Raw genomic sequence first — 20,375 nt, 5'->3', positions numbered from 1 at the left:
TACCGTACCCCTAGGCGGGTCCGCCTTTCATAAGGGTGCGGTAAGGGTTGGGGTCCGCCCGGCAGGAACCTACCGTTGCCGAGTGTTCGGACCAGAATAATCAAATGTCGCGGCACCGAAACTTTCTGGGTGCGGTCATAGGGGTGGGATTGAATTGGCACCGGTCGAATACACACCGGAAAACGTCTGATGGACTTCGAGCTGTCACCGCTTCAACGTGAACGGTACGCCGGCATAAACGCGGCTGTCGCAGAGCGTTTCGCCGAGCATGAGACGTGCACCGACCCGGAGCTGGTGCGGCTGGCCTGGAAGGACGCCGCGAGCATCGGCCTGACGGGGATGTGCCTTCCCGAGGAGCACGGCGGTGCGGGCCTGGGGGCTCTGGACACGGCGCTGGGCCTGGAGGCGTTCGGCCGCTCCTGCTCCGACATGGGTCTGGTCTTCGGGGTCGCGGCGCACCTGCTGTCTTGCGCCGTGCCCGTCTGGGAGTTCGGGACGGACGCGGCCCGCGAGCTGCTGGCGGGCATGGCGGCGGGCGACGTGATCGCCGGCAACGCCATGACCGAGGACGAGGCGGGTTCGGACGTCGGACGGATCCGGACCACCGCCAAGGGCTCGGGCGACGCATACGTGCTCGAAGGGGAGAAGTCCTTCGTCAGCAACGCCCCGATCGCGGACGTGTTCGTCACCTACGCGGTCACGGATCCGGCCGCCGGTTTCCTGGGCATCTCGGCGTTCGCCGTGCCGCGGGAACTCGACGGCGTCGTCGTCGGTCCGCCGCTGCCCAAGATGGGGCTGAACGGCTGCCTGGCGGCGCGGGTGCGGTTCGAGGACTGCGTCGTACCGGCCCGCTACCGGCTCGGGGCCGAGGGCAGCGGCGGGGCCATCTTCCAGCACTCCATGGCCTGGGAACGCGGCTGCCTGTTCGCCGGCTACCTGGGGCTGATGGAGCGCCAGCTCGCCGAGTGCGTCGGCCGGACCACCCGCCGGCGCCAGTTCGGGCGCAAGATCGCCGGGTTCCAGGCCGTCTCGCACCGGATCGCCAGGATGCGGCAGCGGCTGGAGAGCGCGCGTCTGCTGCTGTACCGCGCCTGCTGGCTGCTGGACCAGGGCCGCACGGACGTCGGCGCGATCGCGATGGCGAAGACCGCCGTGTCCGAGGCGGCGGTCGCCAACAGCCTCGACGCCATGCAGCTGTTCGGGGCGTCCGGCTACCTGGCCGACGCCGGGATCGAGGAGCAGTTGCGCGACTGCCTGCCCACCACCGTCTTCTCCGGGACGACCGAGATCCAACTGGAACTCATCGCGAGGGAGGCAGGGCTGTGACCCTCCACCAGCTCGTCATCGAGGCCGCCGCACGCCGGCCCGACGCGCAGGCCGTGAGCGGGCCGTCCGGTTCCTTCACCTACGCCGAACTCGACGCCGCCGCCGACGCGATCGCGGCCAGGCTCGGCCGCCAGGGCGTCCGGCGCGGCGACCGGGTCGTGCTCTGGGCGGGCAAGAGCCCGGCGACGGTGGCGGCGATGCAGGCGGTCCTCCGGCTCGGCGCCGCCTACGTGCCCGTCGACGGCAGCAGCCCGGTCGCCCGGGTCGCGGCCATCGCCCGGGACTGCGCGGCGCGCGTCGTCGTCACGAACAACGCCCGGATCCCGCGGATCTCCGCCGAACTCGGCGAGGAGGCCGGCTACGAGGGGCTCGACGGCCCCTACGATCCGGCACCGCCCGTCGACACGGCCACGACCGACTCGGACCTGGCGTACATCCTGTACACATCGGGGTCGACCGGCACGCCCAAGGGCGTCTGCCTGACCCACGGGAACGCCCGGGCGTTCGTCGACTGGGCGCACGACGTGCTGGCACCGGGGGAGGACGACCGGTTCGCCAACCACGCGCCGTTCGCCTTCGACCTGTCGGTGCTCGACCTTTACGTGGCGTTCCGGGCCGGCGCGTCGGTGCACCTCATTCCCCCGGAGCTGTCCTTCGCGCCGATGCAGCTGGTGGAGTTCCTCCACCTTCGGCAGATCAGTGTCTGGTACTCGGTGCCGTCCGCCCTCGCGGTGATGATGCGGCACGGCGGGCTCCTCGACCGTCCGGCGCCCGAGTCGCTGCACACGGTGCTGTTCGCGGGCGAGCCGTTCCCCATCGCGCAGCTGCGCGACCTGGCCGCGTGGACCGGGGCGCGGATGATGAACCTCTACGGCCCGACCGAGACCAACGTGTGCACGTACCACGAGGTCACGAAGGCGGACCTGGACCGCGACCGGCCGGTGCCGATCGGTGTCGCGGCCGGCGGCGACCGGGTCTGGGCGGTGCGCGGCGACGGCGGGGTCGCGGCAGCGGGCGAGGAGGGCGAACTCGTCGCGGACGGCCCCACGGTGATGGCCGGCTACTGGGGCCATCCGCCGCAGAGCGGTCCGTACCGCACCGGCGACCTGGTCCGGGTGCTGCCCGACGGCTCGTTCGACTACCTGGGGCGCCGCGACCAGATGGTGAAGATCCGCGGCCACCGGGTCGAACTCGCCGAGGTCGAGTCGGTGCTGGAGAACCACGCCGACGTCGCGGAGGCCGCCGCGGTGGCGGTGGGCGAAGGAGTCGACACCCGTCTGGTGGCGTTCGTCTCCCCGGAGTCCGGCCGCGATCTCGGGGTCCTGGCCCTGAGGCAGTACCTCACCCAGCGTCTGCCGCGCTACATGGTGGCGGACGAGGTGCGGATCCTCTCCCCGCTGCCCCGGAACGGCAACGGCAAGATCGACCGCCCGGTGCTGGAGGCCCGCGCCGGCGGGGCCGGAACAAGCAGTTCATGAACCGTAGCCGTGACAACCACCTCCCAACGGAAAGGGGCGGCGCGATGACCCTCGACGAGGTCACACCGCGGATCAGGACCTTCATAGCCGAGAGCTTCCTCGACGGTGACCCGAAGGGTGAGCTCACCGAGTCGACCCCGCTGCTCGAGTGGGAGGTCCTCAACTCGATGAACAGTGCGCTCCTGCTGAACTTCCTGCGGGAGGAACTGCGGGTCGAGGTGCCGCTGGCGTCGATCAACGCCGCGAACTTCCGAGACATCACGTCCATCAGCAAGCTCGTTTCCGGCCTGACGGCCGTTCCCGCGGAAGGTGCCTGAGAAGTATGAGTGTCGATTTCGACGTCGTGATCGTCGGCGGTGGCCCGGCCGGCTCCAGTGCTGCCGCCTACCTCGCCAAGGCCGGTATGAAGGTGGCCGTGTTCGAGGGCGACAACTTCCCCCGGCCGCACGTGGGCGAGTCGCTGGTCCCGGCCACCACGCGGGTGCTGCTGGAGACCGGGGCGATGCCCAAGATCGAGTCGGCCGGCTTCCCGCGCAAGTACGGCGCGGCCTGGACGGCGTCCACGTCGCTCAACGTCACCGCCTCTCAGGCCAGCAAGCTCACGCACGAACTCGGCACGGCCGACATCCTGTTCAGCGAGCGCGACCAGCCGGGAGTCGACCGGAACTACACGTTCCACGTCGACCGCAGCAAGTTCGACCTCATCCTGCTCAAGCACGCCGAGAGCCTGGGCGCCAAGGTGTTCCAGGGGATGCGGGCGATGCGCGTCGACTTCGACGACCCCGACAAGGTCACCCTGACCTGCCGGGTGGGCTCCAGCGAGGTGGACATCACCGCCAAGATGATCGTCGACGCCTCCGGCCGCCAGACCATGCTCGGCCGGCAGCTCGGGATCAAGGAGGCGGACCCCGTCTTCAACCAGTACGCCATCCACGCCTGGTTCGACGGCCTGGACCGGTCCGCGGTCGCCAACAGCCCCGAAAAGGTCGACTACATCTACGTGCACTTCCTGCCGATCAGCGACACCTGGGTCTGGCAGATCCCCATCAGCGACACCGTCACCAGCATCGGGGTCGTGACCCAGAAGCACCAGTTCGCCGAGGCGAACATGGACCGCGAGAAGTTCTTCTGGAGCTTCGTGGAGAGCCGGCCCGACCTGTACGAGGCGCTCAAGAAGACGGAGCAGGTGACCGACTTCAAGGTCGAGGGCGACTACAGCTACGCCATGCGGCAGATCTGCGGCGACCGGTACGTGCTGATCGGCGACGCCGCGCGATTCGTCGACCCGATCTTCTCCAGCGGAGTGAGCGTCGCGCTCAACAGCGCACGACTGGCCTGCCACGACATCGTCGCGGCCGCCGAGACCGGCGACTTCTCGCGGGCCAGCTTCGCCACGTACGAGAAGACGATCCGCAACGGTACCCGCAACTGGTACGAGTTCATCTCGGTCTACTACCGGCTGAACATCCTGTTCACCACCTTCGTGGCGGACCCGCGGTACCGGCTGGACATCATCCGGCTGCTCCAGGGCGACCTCTACGACGACGAGGAGCCGGAGGTCCTGCGCATCATGCGGGAGACCGTGACCGCCGTCGAGGAGGACCCCTCCCACCTGTGGCACCCGTACCTGGGCACGCTCCGTGCCCCGGTCATGGCTCCGTCCTTCTAGCCGCGCGGACATGCCGAGGAGACTCGGGCCGTGACCGGTGCCGCCCGGGCCCGTTCAGCCCTCGTCCGCGGGGAGCGCGAGCGTCCGGGGCAGCACCCGGACGCCCGGCGCCCGCACGGTGACGCAGGCGATCACATCCTCCCGGACGGGAACGTCGGTCAGCGACCACTCGGAGACGTCGCCGCACTCGTCGGGAAGCGACACCACAGCGCCGTGGGCCGTCGTGACGATGCCGCGCAGGTTCGTGGCGAGCCCCGTACCGAGGGCCTTCGCCACGGCCTCCTTGCGGGTCCAGAAGCGGAGCAACTGCGCGTCCCTCAGGGGTTCCGGCAGCGCGTCGACGGCCTGCCGCTCGGTCTCGGACAGCGCCGTCCGGGCCAGCGCACCGCGGTCGGCCAGCGGACGCAACCGCTCGACGTCGACACCGACCGGAGCGTCCCACGACAGGGCGGCCGCCACCACGGCCTCGGCGTGACTGAGGCTCACATGGAGGCCGCCCGGGTCGACGAGGAGCGGGCGCCCCCGGTCGTCGCGCTCCCAGGCCTGGCGGTCCGGCGGACATGACGTGTACGCCGTGACCAGCTGCCGGCCGACCCGACGTGCGGTGGCCCGCGCCCGGCGATAGCGCCGGGCGCGCTGGTCCAGATCGAGCGGCTCGCCCTCGGGCGCCGCGCCCACCGCCACCCAGACGGCGACATGGCCGGACCCCGCGGGGTTCGGCTCACCCATCGGTCGCCCCCTCCGGTATCCCCCCCCCCGGGATCCCGATGCCGAAATTGCGGAAGATCATTGTAGAGCAAGGACTATCTTCAATGGCTAAACGACCGCTGACGAGCCCGTACGCCACGCCGATCGCCGTCGTCGGCATCGGCTGCCGGTTCCCCGGCGGCGCCCGCGATCTCGACTCCTTCGGCGCGGCGCTCAGGTCCGCGACGACCGTCTTCCGGGACGTCCCGCCGACCCGCTGGGACCGCGCGGACACCGACCCGGGCGGCTCCGGTTCCGGCACGGCCGGCCATGTCGGAGCCTTCCTGGAGGAGATCGACCGGTTCGACGCCTCCTACTTCGGGATCTCGCCACGCGAGGCGAGCGCGATGGATCCCCAGCACCGGCTGATGCTCGAGGTGGCCTGGGAGGCGATGAGCGACTCCGGGCGGCCCGTGGACGCCTGGCGCGGCACCCGCACCGGCGCGTTCTTCGGAATGTTCGCCCACGACTACGCGACGCTGCACACCAAGACGCTCGGCATCCAGGGCATCGGGCCGCACTATGCCAGCGGCAACGAGTTCAGCTTCGCGGCGGGCCGGCTGGCGTACACCTTCGACCTGCACGGGCCGATGGCCTCCCTCACCACCACCTGCTCCTCCTCCCTGCTCGCCGTGCACCTGGCCGGTCAGAGCCTGCGGTCCGGCGAGAGCGACATCGCCCTGGCCGGCGGCGTCAGCCTCATGATCACGCCCGAGCTGAGCGTCTTCATGAGCAGGATCGGCGCGATCTCGCCGACCGGGCGCTGCCGTCCGTTCGCGGCCGACGCCGACGGCATCCTCCGCGGTGACGGATGCGGTGTCCTCGTCCTGAAGCGGCTGCCCGACGCCCTCGCCGACCGGGACCGGATCTACGCGGTCCTGCGCGCGTCGGTGGCCAACCACGACGGCCGCAGCCTCGGCATCACGGCGCCCAACGGCGCCGCCCAGGCCGAGCTGCTGCGCTCCGCCCTCGACCGCGCGGGGATCGACGCCTCGGACCTCGACTACGTGGAGGCCCACGGCACAGGAACCCCGCTCGGCGACCAGGTCGAGCTGATGGCGCTGGACGAGGTCTACGCCAGGCACCGGGACCCGGGCCGCCCGCCCCTCTACGTGGGTTCCAACAAGGCGGTGTTCGGGCACACCGACGGCGCGTCCGGGATCGCCGGCCTGCTGAAGGGCCTCCACGTCATCAACGCGCGGGAGGTGCCCGCCCAGCCCGACCCCGGCCGGCTCACCTCCGCGGTCCCCTGGGACCGCGGCACGCTGGCGGTACCGCTCAGCACGGTCGCCCTCACGGAGACGGACCGGCCGGTCCGCGTCGGGGTGAGTTCGTCCGGGCTCAGCGGCACGAACGTCCACGTGATCGCGGAAGGCGTCGAGCCCGCGGACGTCGGGCCCGCGGGCGGCCGTCCCGCCGGCCCCTACGTGCTGCTCGCCTCGGCGCACCACCGGACGGGCCTGGCCGACCAGGTCGCCGAGATGGGGAAGCGGGTGACCGGGGAAGCCGACGGACTCGGCGACCTCGTCGCCTCCGCCGCGACCCGGCGCACGCACGAGCGGCACCGGTTCGCCGCGGTCGCGGCGAGGCCGGAGGAACTCACGGCGGCACTGGGCGACATCGATGAGGCACCCGACGGCGCCTACGTCGGTGCCGTGGACCCCGACGGCACCACCGAGCCGGTGTTCGTGTACTGCGGCCAGGGCGCGCAGTGGGCGGGCATGGCGGTGGACCTGTACGACGCCTCGCCCGTGGTCCGGGAGGTCCTCGACGAGTTCGACGCCCTGATCCGGCAGGACCTGCCGTGGTCGCTCGTCGACGAGCTGCGGCGGGGCGAGAAGGACAGCAGGCTCGACCGGACCGACATCGCCCAGCCCGCCCTCCTCGCCGTGCAGACGGCGGTGACGAGCTGGCTGGCCGACTGCGGCATCCGGCCCGAGGCCGTGGTCGGACACAGCGTCGGGGAGATCGCCGCCGCCCACGCGGCCGGTGCGCTCTTACGCGCCGACGCCGTACGGCTGGCCGTCCTGCGGGGCCGGATCCTCCAGGAGACGGCGGGCCGGGGCGCCATGCTGGCGGTCCGAGCGGACCGGGACACGGTCGAGTCGGTGCTGGCCGGCACCGGTCTGCCGGTGGTGGTCGCCGCGGTCAACGGACCGGACGCCGTGGTGCTCAGCGGCCCCGCGGACGCCGTCGACGCGGCCGCGACCGCGGCCGAGGCGCGCGGCCTGCGCTGCAAGCGGCTGCCCGGCGGCTACGCGTTCCACAGCCCGGTGGTGGCCGAGTGCGGCCCGCTCCTGCGGGAGGCACTGGCCGGTCTCACCGCCGCCACGCCCTCGGTGCGGATGATCTCCAGCGTGCTGCCGGACGATCCGGACGTGCGCTTCGACGCCGGCTACTGGGAACGCAACCTCACCGACCCCGTGCTCCTGTGGCCCGCGGTCGACGGGCTGCTCGCCGCCGGCGACCGGGCGTTCGTCGAGATCGGCCCGCACCCCACGCTGATCCGGCAGCTCGCGGACGCCGCCCGCCTGCGGCAGCGCCGCGGGCCGGTCACGGCCACGCTGCGCCGCGGCGAATCCGGGCCCCTCGCCCTGCACAAGACGGTCGCTCAACTCCACGTCGGCGGTGTCGACGTGGACTGGACGAAGATCACCGGAACCCCGGGCCGCTACCGGACGCTGCCGGTGCCGTCCTGGGGCGGCGACCGGTACTGGCTGCCGGGCGTCGAGCCCGGCGAGCAGGGGCGCGGGCCGGCGGGCGCGGCACCGGCGCAGGTACGCCTGAGCCTGCTCGACGGCGACGGCAGGGTGATCAGCGAGATGGTCGCGCACCCGGTGGACGACGCCGCCCCCGAGGCCCGCACCCCGCAGGCCGCACCGGGTGCCCGAGGCACCGGGGCCGCACCGGGAGCGCACGCCACCGGGGCCGTACCGGACGACCACGGCACGGCGGCCGTACCGCCCGCCGAGGCCGTGACGGCTCCGGCGGCGCCCGCCGGACGGCCGCGGGTGGACGGCGGTCCGCTACGGCGCGTCGAGGAGCATGTCGCGGCGGTGCTCGGCCTCTCCGGCGACAAGCGGCCGGCGCGCCGGCGCGGCCTGTTCGACCAGGGCCTGGACTCGCTCACCGCGGTCGAGCTGCGGGACCGCCTGGCCGCCGAGTTCGGCCTGGAGCTGCCCACCACGATCGTCTTCGAGAAGCCGACGATCGAGGCGCTCGGCGCGTACCTCGCGGAAGCCGCCCCGGAAGCCGCCCAGGAGGCCGCCCCGGACGCCGGCGACCAGGCCCGGACGACCTCGCCAGCCGTGCCGTCCGGCGGACCGGCGGACGACGACAGTGCGCACGACGACCGGGCGGACGAGGACGGGGCGGACGACGCCATCGCGGTCGTCGGCATGGCGTGCCGGCTGCCCGGCGCGAGTTCGCCGGACGAGTTCTGGGAGCTGCTGGCCGAGGGCCGCCACGCGGTCCGCGACCTGCCGGCCGCCCGCCGGGCCGACCCCATCTGGGCGGAGGCCGGACCCGAGGTCCCCATGCGCGGCGGCTTCCTCGACGAGGTGTCCGGGTTCGACGCGGAGTTCTTCCGGGTCTCGCCGCGCGAGGCGAAGTCCCTCGACCCCCAGCACCGGCTGCTCCTCGAAGTCGCCTGGGAGGCGCTGGAGGACGCCGGTCAGCCCGCGCCCGCGCTGGACGGCCGGGCCGCGGGGGTCTACTTCGGCCTCAACACCACCGACTACCAGCAGTTGCTCACCCGCGACATGGGCGACGTCAACCACTTCTACGGCACCGGCACGTCGTTCGCCGCGTCCGCCGGACGCCTGTCGTACTTCCTCGGGCTGAGCGGCCCCAGCATCGCCGTCGACACCGCCTGCTCGTCCTCCCTCACCGCGGTCCACCTGGCCTGCCAGGGACTGCGCCAGGGGGACTGCGAGATCGCCGTCGTCGGCGGGGCCAACGTGATCGTCGCCCCCACGGTGTCGGTCTCCATGTCGGGAGCCGGTGCCCTGGCCCCCGACGGCCGGTGCAAGACCTTCGACGAGGCGGCCGACGGCTACGGCCGGGGCGAAGGCGCGGCGGCCCTCATCCTCAAGCCGCTCGCCGCCGCGAGGCGGGACGGCGACCGCGTCTACGCGTTGATCCGCGGAACCGCGGTCAACCAGGACGGCGCCAGCGGCGGCTTGACGGTCCCCAACGCGTCCGCGCAGGTCGCCGTCATCAAGCGGGCCGTCGCGGCCGCGGGCTGGGCCCCGCACGACGTCGACTACGTCGAGGCCCACGGCACGGGAACACCCCTCGGCGACCCGATCGAGGTCCGCGCGCTCGCCGAGGCACTGGGACCGGGGCGCGCGGCGGACGAGCCGCTGCTGATCGGCGCGGCCAAGGCCAGCATCGGCCACCTCGAGGCCGCGGCCGGCGTCACCGGGCTGCTCAAGGCGATCCTCGCGCTCCACCACGGGGAACTCCCGCCGCATCCGCTGAACCGGCCCTCGACGCACATCGACTGGGAGAGCCTTCCGGTCTCGGTGGTGACCGAGCGGCGCCGGTGGCCGCTTCGGGACCACCCGCGGCGGGCCGGCGTCAGCTCGTTCGGGTTCACCGGCAGCAACGCGCACGTCGTCGTCGAACAGCCGCCGGAGGTTCCGGAACCGGCGGCCGCCCCGCCGCGCCGGGCCCCCTACGTCCTGATGGTCACCGCGGCCGCGGAACCCGCGCTGCGCCAGGCGGCCGGCCGCCTCGCCGCCCGGCTGCGCGAGACGCCGGACGACCTGGACGACATCGTCTTCACCACCGCCTACCGGCGCTCCTGGCTGAGCCACCGGCTCGCCGTCACCGGCCGGGACGCCGCCGAGATCGCGACGGCCCTGGAGGCGGCGGCACGAGGGAACGACACGCCCGCCGCCCACCGGGGACAGGTGCCCGAGGGCACGGAACGCACCGTCGGATTCCGGTTCGGGGCCGAACCCCCGTCCGCCGCCCTGCGCGACCGGCTGGCGCAGCTGCCGGAGTACGCCGCCGCGCTGCGCCACTGCGCCGAACGCCTCACCGCGCTGACCGGCGTGAGCGTCGACCCGTTCGCCGAGCCACCGGCCGGGCGGCCGGCGGCCTACCTGCTGTGCCACCACGTCGCCGCGACCGGTCTGTGGGCCACCGTCGGACTGGCGCCGGAGGCCGTGATCGGCTTCGGCGCGGGACTGCTGGGCGCCGCCTGGGCGGCGGGACGGCTGGACCTGGAGGACGCGCTGCGCCTCGCGGCCGGGCAGGAGTCCGGCGTCGCACTGCGGCCGGGCCGCATCCCCGAACTGCCGGCGGACGGCGAGGACCCCGCCGTGTCGGCCGGCGACCTGGCCAGGCGCGCACACCGCGACCTGCCCGCCGGCCTGCCGGAGGGCCCGGCCGACGACATCTCGGCCGCCGGCGTGGACACGCTCGTCGACGTCCTGCCGCCGGACCGGCCCGAGCCGCCGGCCGACCGCTTCGGCGTCGGGACGGACGCCGGTGACCCGGTGGACCGGCTCGCCGCCACCGCGGCGGAACTGTTCGCCACCGGCGCCGCGCCCGCCGCGGCCAAGGCGCGGCGCCGGCCCGTCAGCCTGCCCGGCTACCCGTGGCAGCACCGTCGCTTCTGGTACCGCGAACTCGCCGACCTGCGCACCGGCCGGCCCGCGGTCCCGTGGGTGCTGTCCGCCGCCAGCGACACCGGGCTGCGGGCACGCGCCGCCGCCGTACGGGACTTCACGGCACTGAGCCCGGACCTCGGCGTCCTCGCCGTGGGAGCCTCCCTGGCCGCGCTGCCCGGCTCCGCCGCGCACCGCGCCGTCGTACTGGCCGGCGATCCCTCGGGCTTCGGCGACGCACTGACCGCCCTCACGGACGGCCGGACCGCGGCGGGCCTCGTCCGGGGCAGGGCCGTGACCGACCCGAAGACCGCCCTGGTCTTCCCGGGTCAGGGCGCTCAGTGGCCGGGCATGGCCGCCGAACTCATGGCGGCCGAGCCGGCCTTCGCCGAGCGGATGCGCGCGTGCGGCGAGGCGCTGGCCGAGTTCACCGACTGGTCGCTCGACGCGGTGATCGCCGGCGAGCCCGGCGCGGCCTCGCTCGACCGGGTCGACGTCGTCCAGCCCACCCTCTTCGCGGTGATGGTCTCGCTGGCCGGACTCTGGCGCTCCTACGGCGTCACGCCCGCGGCCGTGGCCGGTCACTCGCAGGGCGAGATCGCCGCCGCGTACATCGCCGGCGCCCTGTCGCTGCGGGACGCGGCCCGGGTCGTGGCGCTGCGCAGCGCCGAACTGTCGCAGCTGTCCGGCCGGGGCGGCATGGCCTCGGTCGCCCTCGGCGCAGACGCCGTCACCACCCTGCTGGGCCCCTTCGCGGGCCGGCTGTCGATCGCCGCGATCAACGGTCCGGCCAGCGTGGTCGTGGCCGGGGACGTCGGTGCCCTGGACGAGATGGCGGCCGTCTGCGAGCGCGACGGCGTCCGGTTCCGGCGCGTCGACGTGGACTACGCCTCGCACTCGCCGCACGTGGAGCGGATCCGCGAGCGGCTCGGGCACGTCCTCAAGGGAATCAAGCCCCGCACGGGCAAGGTGCCGTTCTACTCGTCGGCCACCGGCGGCCTGCTGGACACCGCCGAACTCGGCGCGGACTACTGGTACCACAACCTCCGCGAGCGGGTGCGGTTCGAGGAGGCGGTCCGGGCGCTCCTCGCGGACGGCCACAACCTGTTCATCGAGGCCAGCCCGCACCCGGTGCTCACGCCGGCGATCGAGGAGACGGTCGAGGACGCGGGGGGCGACGCGCGGGCACTCGGCACGCTGCGCCGCAACGACGGCGGCACCGGGCGCTTTTCGACCTCCCTCGCCGAGGCGTACACGCTGGGCGCCGAGGTGGACTGGCAGCGGGCCTTCGCCGGCCACGACGCGGAACCGGCCGCGATCCCGGACGTCGCCGGCCATGAACTCGACGCCTGGCGCTACCGCGTCGACTGGCGGCCCGCCGCCGATCCGGGAGAGCCTCCGCTGAGCGGGGACTGGCTGGTCCTGGCTCCCGGCACCGGCCCGGGGCACGACTGCGCGCAGGCCGTGTCCGCGGCCCTGACCGCACGGGGCGCGAACGTACGGCCGCTCACGCTGGACCCGGCGCGCGACGGCCGGGAGCACATCGCCGGCCTGCTCCGCGACGCGGCGGCCGCGGACGCGGCGGGTGTGCTGTCGCTGCTGGCGATGGACGAACGCCCGCACCAGGAGTTCCCGGACGTGCCCGCGGGGACGTCCGCCACCCTGGCCCTCGTCCAGGCGCTGGGCGACGCGGCGGCCGACATCCCGATGTGGCTGGTGACCGGCGGTGCGGTCCACGCGGACGGCGACGACCTGCACTCGCCCGCACAGGCCCAGGTCTGGGGCCTGGGACGGGTCGCCGGCCTGGAGTTCCCGCAACGCTGGGGCGGTCTGATCGACCTGCCCGCCGCACCCGGCGAGGACGCCCTCGCTCGGCTGTGCGGCGTGCTCGGCGGCGGCCTGGGCGCGGAGGACCACGTGGCCGTACGGGACAGCGGCGTCCACGTGCGACGGCTCGTGCGTGACCCGGTGTCCGACCGGCCCGCGCCGCGGACCTGGCAGCCGGACGGCAGCGTGCTCGTCACCGGCGGTACCGGCCGGCTCGGCCGGCGCCTGGCCCGGTGGCTGGCGGCCTTTGGTGCCGAGCACGTCATCCTCGTCGGCACGCGGGGCCGCAACGCGCCCGGCGCCGCCGAACTCGAGGCGGAACTGGAGCAGTCCGGTACCTCGGTGACGCTGGCGGCCTGCGACGTGGCCGACCGCGCCGCGATGGAGGGCCTCCTGCACGAGGCCCGGTCCGCCGGGCGGCCGGTCCGTACCGTCATCCACGCCGCGGTCGTCCCCGAGCCCGGCCCGCTGTCCGGCACCACGCCGGCCCGGCTCGCCGGCACGCTGCGCGCCAAGGTGACGGGTGCGCAGGTCCTGGACGAGCTGCTGAGCGAGGACTCCGTGGACGCGTTCGTCCTGTTCTCCTCCGTCGCGGGCGTGTGGGGCGCGGCCGAGAACGGCGTCTTCGCGGCCGCCGACGCCCACCTGGACGCACTGGCCGTCCAGCGCCGGGCCAGGGGCCGGTCCGCCACCACCATCGCCTGGAGCTTCTGGAACGCGTTCGGGGAGGACTCCGACGATCCCGCGGTGCGGGACATGTTCACCAGCCAGTCGGAACGGCAGGGCCTCCCGCTCCTTGAGCCCGGACAGGCGCTGCGCGCCCTGCGGCACGTCCTCGACCAGGACGAGACATCCGTGGCCGTCGCCGATGTGGACTGGGAGCGGTTCGCCCCGCTCTACACGGCGGCCCGCCCCCGGCCGTTCCTCGACGAACTGCCCGACGTGCGGGGCGTCGCGGGCGGGGCACCGGGTCAGGGCGAGCAGGAGGCGGGGGACAGCGCTCTCGCCCGGCTGCTGGCGCGGACGCCCGAGTCCGAGCGCGAGTGGGCGGTGCTGGACCTGGTCCGGACCGAGGCCGCGGCCGTACTGGGGTACGGCCGCGCCGACGAGGTGGACCCCGACCGGCCCTTCAGCGAGATGGGATCCGACTCCGTCACCGCGGTCGAGTTCCGCACCCGGCTGAACGCGGCCACCGGGCTGCGCGTGCCGGCCTCCGTCGCGTTCGACTACCCCACCGCCACGGCCGTCGCCGGCTACCTGCTCGACCTCGCCCCCGGCGAGTCCGCGGCACCGGCCGTCGTCGCCGAGAACACCGCCGCGCTCGACGAGCCGATGGCGATCGTGGGCATGGCGTGCCGGCTGCCCGGAGGCGTGACCTCGCCGGACGAGTTCTGGCGGCTGCTGGCCGAGGGCCGGGACGCGGTGTCCGGGTTCCCGGCCGACCGGGGATGGGACCTGGCCGGGCTGTTCGATCCGGATCCGGACCACCTGGGGACGTCGTACGTCCGCGAGAGCGGGTTCCTGGACCGGGTCGCCGAGTTCGACGCGGAGTTCTTCGGGATCTCCCCGCGCGAGGCGGTGACCATGGACCCCCGGCAGCGGCTGCTGCTGGAGACCTCCTGGGAGCTGTTCGAGAACGCCGGACTGGATCCGCTCGGCCTCAAGGGAAGCCGGACCGGGGTCTTCGTCGGCGCCGGACCGACGGACTACGCGACCGGGGCACCGCTGGCGCCCCGCAGCGCCGAGGGCTACGCGGTGACCGGAAGCACACCGGCCGTGATCTCGGGGCGCGTGTCGTACTTCTTCGGGCTGGAGGGCCCGGCGATCACGGTCGACACGGCGTGTTCGTCGTCCCTGGTCGCCCTGCACATGGCGTGTCAGGCGGTGCGGTCGGGCGAGTGCTCGATGGCGGTGGCCGGCGGCATCTCGGTGATATCGAGCCCGAAGGTGTTCGTCGAGTTCAGCCGGCAGCGCGCGCTGTCGCAGGACGGGCGGTGCAAGGCGTTCGCCGACGCCGCCGACGGGACCGGCTTCGCCGAGGGCCTCGGCCTGCTGCTGATCGAGCCGCTGTCGCAGGCCCGGCGCCAGGGGCACGAGGTGCTCGCGGTCATCCGCGGCTCGGCGGTGAACCAGGACGGTGCGTCGAACGGGCTGACGGCACCGAACGGGCCGTCCCAGCAACGGGTGATCCGACAGGCGGTGGCCAACGCCGGCCTGACGCTGCGCGATGTGGACGCGGTGGAGGCGCACGGCACGGGCACGACCCTGGGCGACCCGATCGAGGCCCAGGCGCTGCTGGCGACGTACGGGCAGGACCGGCCCGACGGAAAGCCGGTACTGCTGGGATCGGTGAAGTCCAACATCGGTCACACGCAGGCGGCGGCGGGTGCGGTCGGCGTCATGAAGATGGTGCTGGCGATGCGTCACGGGGTGGTGCCCGCGACGCTGCACGTCGACGAGCCGAGCCGGAACGTGGACTGGACGGCGGGCGAGGTCGAGCTGGCGGTGGAGGCGATGCCGTGGCCCGACAGCGGCCACCCGCGGCGCGCGGGAGTGTCCGCGTTCGGAGTCAGCGGCACCAACGTGCACCTCATCGTCGAAGAGCCACCGGCCGGGCAGCGGGAGCGGGGCGACGACACCGGTCCCGGTTCGGCGGCCCCGCCGGTTCCCTGGCCCGTCTCGGCGGCGTCCCCGGCCTCGCTGCGGCAGCAGGCCGGCCGGCTGGGCCGGCTGCTCGCGGACGAACCCGGCGCCCGGCCGCGCGACATCGGCTGGAGCCTGGCCTCCACCCGGGCGGCGCTGCCGCACCGCGCCGTGGTGCTGGGCGCCGGCCGGGACGACTACCTCCACCGGCTCGGCCTGCTGGCCGCCGACGAACCGGACTCCGCACTGGTCCGCGGCACCGCACGGCGCAAGCCCCGGGCCGTCTTCGTCTTCCCCGGACAGGGCAGCCAGTGGTCCGGGATGGCCGCGGAACTGCTGGACGACTCTCCGGAGTTCGCCGGCTACATCCGCGAGTGCGAGCAGGCGCTGGCTCCGTACACCGACTGGTCGCTGACCGAGGTGCTCCGCCGGGCGGACGGGGCGCCCGGCCTGGACCGGGTCGACGTGGTCCAGCCCGCCCTGTTCGCCGTGATGGTCTCGCTGGCCCGTCTGTGGCAGCACTACGGCGTGAGCCCCGCGGCCGTGGTCGGACACTCCCAGGGCGAGATCGCCGCCGCGTGCGTGGCCGGCGCGCTGTCCCTGGACGACGCCGCCAAGGTCGTGGCCGTACGGGCGTCGGCGCTGGCCAGGCTGACCGGCTCCGCCGGAATGGCGTCGCTGCACGCCGACGAAGAGCAGGCGGCGGCGCTCCTCGCCCCGTGGCAGGGGCGGGTGTCGATCGCGACCGTCAACAGCCCCACACAGGTCGTCGTGGCCGGTGACACCGGCGCGCTGGACGAACTGACCGCCGACTGCGAGCGGCGCGGGATCCGGATCCGCCGGATCGAGGTCAGCTACGCCTCGCACTCGCCGCAGGTCGAGCCGATGCGCGACGACCTCCTGGCGAAGCTGGACGGCATCACCCCGCAGCGGGCACGCATCCCGTTCTACTCCGCGGTGACCGGAGAACCGGCCGACACCACCGGGCTGGACGCGGAGTACTGGTACCGGAACCTGCGGGAACCGGTGCTGTTCGCCCGCGCCACCCGCAAGCTGCTCGACAACGGCTTCACCATGTTCGTCGAGGCGAGCCCGCACCCCGTGCTGACCGCCGCGGTGCTGGACACCGCCACGTCGGCGGACGACGCCGCCGAGCCGGTCACGGTGGGCTCGCTGCGCCGCGACGAAGGCGGGATGGCCCAGTTCACCGCCGCACTGTCCCTGGCCTGGGTGAACGGCGCGGACCTCGATTGGGACAGGCTGATCCCCGGCGGCAGCCGGGTCCCGCTGCCCACGTACGCCTTCGACCCGCAGCGGTTCTGGATGGACGACGAGAGCGCCGCCGCGGACCCGGCGGCCCTCGGCGTGGCGGCGCCGGACCATCCGCTGCTCGGTGCCGCGGTGGAACTGGCGGACAGCGGCGGCCTGGTGCTCACCGGGCGGCTGTCGGCCGGCACCCGGCCGTGGCTGGCCGACCACGCGGTCAACGGAGTGGCCCTGCTCCCGGGGACCGGCTTCGCCGAGCTGGCGCTGCGCGCCGGTGCCGAGGCGGGCTGCCCGCAGGTCGAGGAACTGACCCTGGAGGCACCGCTGCTGCTGCACGGCGCCGATCCGGTGAGCCTGCAACTGGTGGTGGGCCCGCCCGACGACTCCGGGCACCGGTCACTGGCCGTCTACTCCCGGCCGGACGGGCAGAACGGCCGGGGCGCCGAATGGACGCGGCACGCGTCGGCGGTCCTCGCGGCAGCCGGCGACACCGCCCCGGCCTCGCTGGCCGCCTGGCCGCCGCCCGGCGCCGAACCGGTGCCGATGGAGCCGGGCGCCTTCTACGCTGCGGGAGCCGAGGCCGGCTACACCTACGGGCCGTCGTTCCAGGGCCTCGCCCGGGCGTGGCGGAACGGCGACGAGGTCTACGCCGAGGTGTCGCCGCCCGCCCAGGTGCAGGACGAGGCGGACCGGTACGGCATGCACCCCGCGCTGCTCGACGCGGCGCTGCACGCGATGGTGCTCGCCCCGTCCGCCGAGCAGGGCGAGGGCCCGGGCAGGACGGTGCGGCTGCCGTTCAGCCTGGCGGGCGTGTCGCTGTTCGCGCCCGGTCCGCGAACCCTGCGCGTGCGCATCTCCCCGGCCGGTCCGGGCGCGGTGGCGCTGACCGCGGCGGACGAGACCGGCGCCCCGGTGCTGGCGATCGAACGCCTGGTGACCCGGCCGGTCTCGGCCGAGCAGCTCTCCGTGGCCGCGGGCCCGGCCAACCGGTCCCTGTTCCGGCTGGACTGGGTCCCGCTGCCGACGCCCAGGACGCGCGTCGACGGCGACTGGGCCGTCCTCGGTGAGGACACCTTCGGCCTGGCCGACTCGCTGCCGGCGTCGGGGATCCCGTTCCGCTCCCACCCCGACGTGGCCGCCCTGCTCGGCGCGCTGGCCGACGGCGCGCCGGCCCCCGGCGTCGCGGTGCTCCCCTGTGCGACGCCGGCCGGCGCCGGGCTGCCCGGTTCGGCCTTCGACCTGACCAGCACGGTGCTGCACGACGTCCAGACCTGGCTGGCCGACGACCGGACGGCCGACACGCGGCTGGTCGTGGTCACCCGCCGGGCGCTCCCGGCCGGGGACTCCGGCGACGTGCACGACCTCGCCGCATCGCCGGTGTGGGGGCTGGTCCGCTCGGCGCAGGCCGAGCACCCGGGCCGGATCGTCCTCGTCGACCTGGACGAGGACGACGGCACCGACCTGCTCGCGCATGCGCTGGCCGGCGACGAGCCGCAGCTCGCAATCCGGCAGGGCGCGCTGCTCATCCCCAGGCTGGCGGCGACGGGTACACCGCAGGGCAGGCTGACACCGCCCCTCGGCGGCAGGTGGCGGCTCGAACCGGACCCGGCCGGCGTGCTGGACGCCATGACGGTGGCGGCGTGCCCGGAGACGGGAGAGCCCCTGGCGGCGGACGAGGTACGGGTACGGGTCCGTGCGGCCGGGATCGCCTTCCACGATCTCCTGGTCGCTCTGGGACTGCCCCCGGACGACGGCCTGTTCATCGGCGGTGAAGGCGCCGGCGTGGTGCGGGCGGTCGGTTCCGGTGTGACCGGGCTGAAGCCGGGCGACCGGGTCATGGGGCTGATGCCGCGCGCGTTCGGCACCGAGACGGTCACCGACCACCGCTGGCTGGTCCCGGTCCCCGAGGACTGGTCGTTCGAGCAGGCGGCCTCGGTCCCCTCCGCCTATCTGACCGCCTACTTCGCCCTGAACGACGCGGCCGGTCTGCGCCCCGGGCAGCGGGTCCTCATCCACGCGGCGGCCGGCGGAGTCGGTACGGCGGCCGTCCAGATCGCCCGCCACCTCGGCGCCGAGGTGTTCGCCACGGCCGGCCCGGCCAAGCACGACGCACTGCGGCTCATGGGCCTGGACGACGCCCACATCTCCTCGTCGCGGGACTCCGCGTTCGCCGACCGGGTGCTCGACGCCACGGACGGTGCGGGGGTCGACGTGGTCGTCAACTCGCTGACCGGCGAACTCGTGGACGCCTCGCTGCGCCTGCTGCCCAAGGGCGGTCACTTCGTCGAGCTGGGCAAGACCGACCGCCGGGACCCGGAACGGGTCGCCGACGCACATCCGGGTGTGGTGTACCGGACGGTGGACCTGGTGCCCGACCTGAGCCCGGAGTCGGTCCGGACCATGCTGACCGAGGTCGTCCGGCTGCTGCGGGACGGCGCCGTGCGGCCGCTGCCCGTGCGCACGTGGGACGTCCTGGACGCACCCGAGGCGTTCCGGTACATGGCCCAGGCCAAGCACGTCGGCAAGCTCGTACTGACGATCCCGCCGGTCCCGGACCCCGACGGCACGGTGCTCGTCACCGGCGGCACCGGAACGCTGGGCGCCCTGGTGGCCAAGCACCTGGCCGGCCCCTGGGGGATGCGCCACCTCGTGCTGGCGAGCCGTCAGGGCGCCGACGCGCCCGGTGCCGGGGAACTGTGCGCGGAGCTGGCCGGGCTGGGCGCCGACGTGCGGCCGGCCGCCTGCGACATCGCCGACCGCGAGGCCCTGGCGGACCTGCTGGCCGGGATCCCGGCGGAGCACCCGCTCACCGCGGTGGTCCACACGGCGGGCGTGCTGGACGACACGGTGTTCACGTCCCTCACCAGCGAGCGCCTGGCGCCCGTGCTGCGTCCCAAGGTCGACGCCGCCGTGCACCTGGACCGGCTCACCGCCGGCCTTGACCTCGGCATGTTCGTCATGTACTCGTCCGCCGCCGGTCTGCTCGGCAATCCCGGGCAGGCCAACTACGGTGCGGCCAACGTGTTCCTCGACACGCTCGCCGCGGTGCGGCGCTCGCGCGGACAGGCGGCCACGTCGATCGCCTGGGGCCTGTGGGCACCCGACAGCGCGCTGACGGGCCAGATGAACGCCCTGGACCGGGATCGGCTCTCCCGGTCCGGAGCGCAGGCCATGTCCGCCGCGGAAGGCCTCGCCCTGTTCGACCAAGGGGCCCGGGCCGGCGAGCCGCTGGTCGTGGCGGCGCACATCGACCGTGAGGCGCTGCGCGCCCAGGACGCCCAGGGGACGCTCCCGCCCGTCATGCGCCTGCTGGCGCCGCGCCGCGGCCGGCCGGACCGCGGTGCGGGCGCCGGCGGCACCGCCGCGCAGGGAGCCGACCAGTTCGCCGGGATGTCGGCGGCCGAGCGGCGCCAGGCGCTCGTGCTGCTGGTCAGGAAGCAGGCCGCCGCGGTGCTGGGCCATGGCTCGGCGACCGCGCTGGACGTCGACCGCGGGTTCGTCGAGATGGGATTCGACTCGCTGACCGCCGTCGAACTGCGCAACCGGCTGGCCACGGCCACCGGTCTGCGGCTGCCCGCGACCGTCATCTTCGACTGCCCGACGCCCGCGGACCTCGCACGCCGGCTCGACGAGCGGCTCGCTCCGGCGAGCGACGCCCCGGGCGCGGCGGACGACGGCGACGACGGCCACCGGCAGCCCGTCGACGACGAGACCAGCACCGTCGACGACATGGACGTGGACGAACTGATCCGCGCCGTGCACGGTGACGACGGCCATGAGCGGAACTCCGGAGAGTGAGGT

The 20,375-nt window shown here is 74.2% G+C and carries 6 protein-coding genes; 5 read left to right on the top strand and 1 reads right to left on the bottom strand.

All coding sequences use genetic code 11. The features are described from left to right. The first annotated feature begins 189 nt into the window (after positions 1-189). The 4 genes from JK361_RS00270 to JK361_RS00255 are packed head-to-tail and all read left to right on the top strand — an operon-like array spanning position 190 to position 4,473. Complete coding sequence (locus tag JK361_RS00270) at positions 190-1,326, top strand: acyl-CoA dehydrogenase family protein (RefSeq protein ID WP_201813538.1); 1,137 nt, start codon at positions 190-192, stop codon at positions 1,324-1,326. After that, entirely contained in the window at positions 1,323-2,804 is a 1,482-nt protein-coding gene (locus JK361_RS00265; RefSeq protein ID WP_201813537.1) for an amino acid adenylation domain-containing protein, read from the top strand. The genes JK361_RS00270 and JK361_RS00265 overlap by 4 nt, the downstream gene beginning before the upstream one ends. A 44-nt stretch (positions 2,805-2,848) precedes the next feature. Beyond that, positions 2,849-3,121, top strand: a complete 273-nt coding sequence (locus JK361_RS00260; protein ID WP_201813536.1) for an acyl carrier protein — start codon at positions 2,849-2,851, stop codon at positions 3,119-3,121. Between the two features lie 5 nt (positions 3,122-3,126). Further along, a complete protein-coding gene (locus JK361_RS00255) occupies positions 3,127-4,473 on the top strand; it encodes an NAD(P)/FAD-dependent oxidoreductase (protein ID WP_201813535.1) in 1,347 nt (448 codons plus the stop codon). Between the two features lie 54 nt (positions 4,474-4,527). Here the strand turns inward: JK361_RS00255 and JK361_RS00250 are convergent, their stop codons facing one another. Further along, complete coding sequence (locus JK361_RS00250; protein ID WP_201813534.1) at positions 4,528-5,202, bottom strand: 4'-phosphopantetheinyl transferase family protein; 675 nt, start codon at positions 5,200-5,202, stop codon at positions 4,528-4,530. Positions 5,203-5,285: 83 nt separating this feature from the next. Here JK361_RS00250 and JK361_RS00245 point away from each other — a divergent pair, with 83 nt between their 5' ends. Next, complete coding sequence (locus tag JK361_RS00245) at positions 5,286-20,372, top strand: type I polyketide synthase (protein ID WP_201813533.1); 15,087 nt, start codon at positions 5,286-5,288, stop codon at positions 20,370-20,372. The last annotated feature ends 3 nt before the right edge of the window (positions 20,373-20,375 follow it).

This window comes from Streptomyces musisoli, assembly GCF_016741855.1.
Classification (GTDB): domain Bacteria; phylum Actinomycetota; class Actinomycetes; order Streptomycetales; family Streptomycetaceae; genus Streptomyces; species Streptomyces musisoli.
This window is presented reverse-complemented; position numbering and strand designations above follow the sequence as displayed.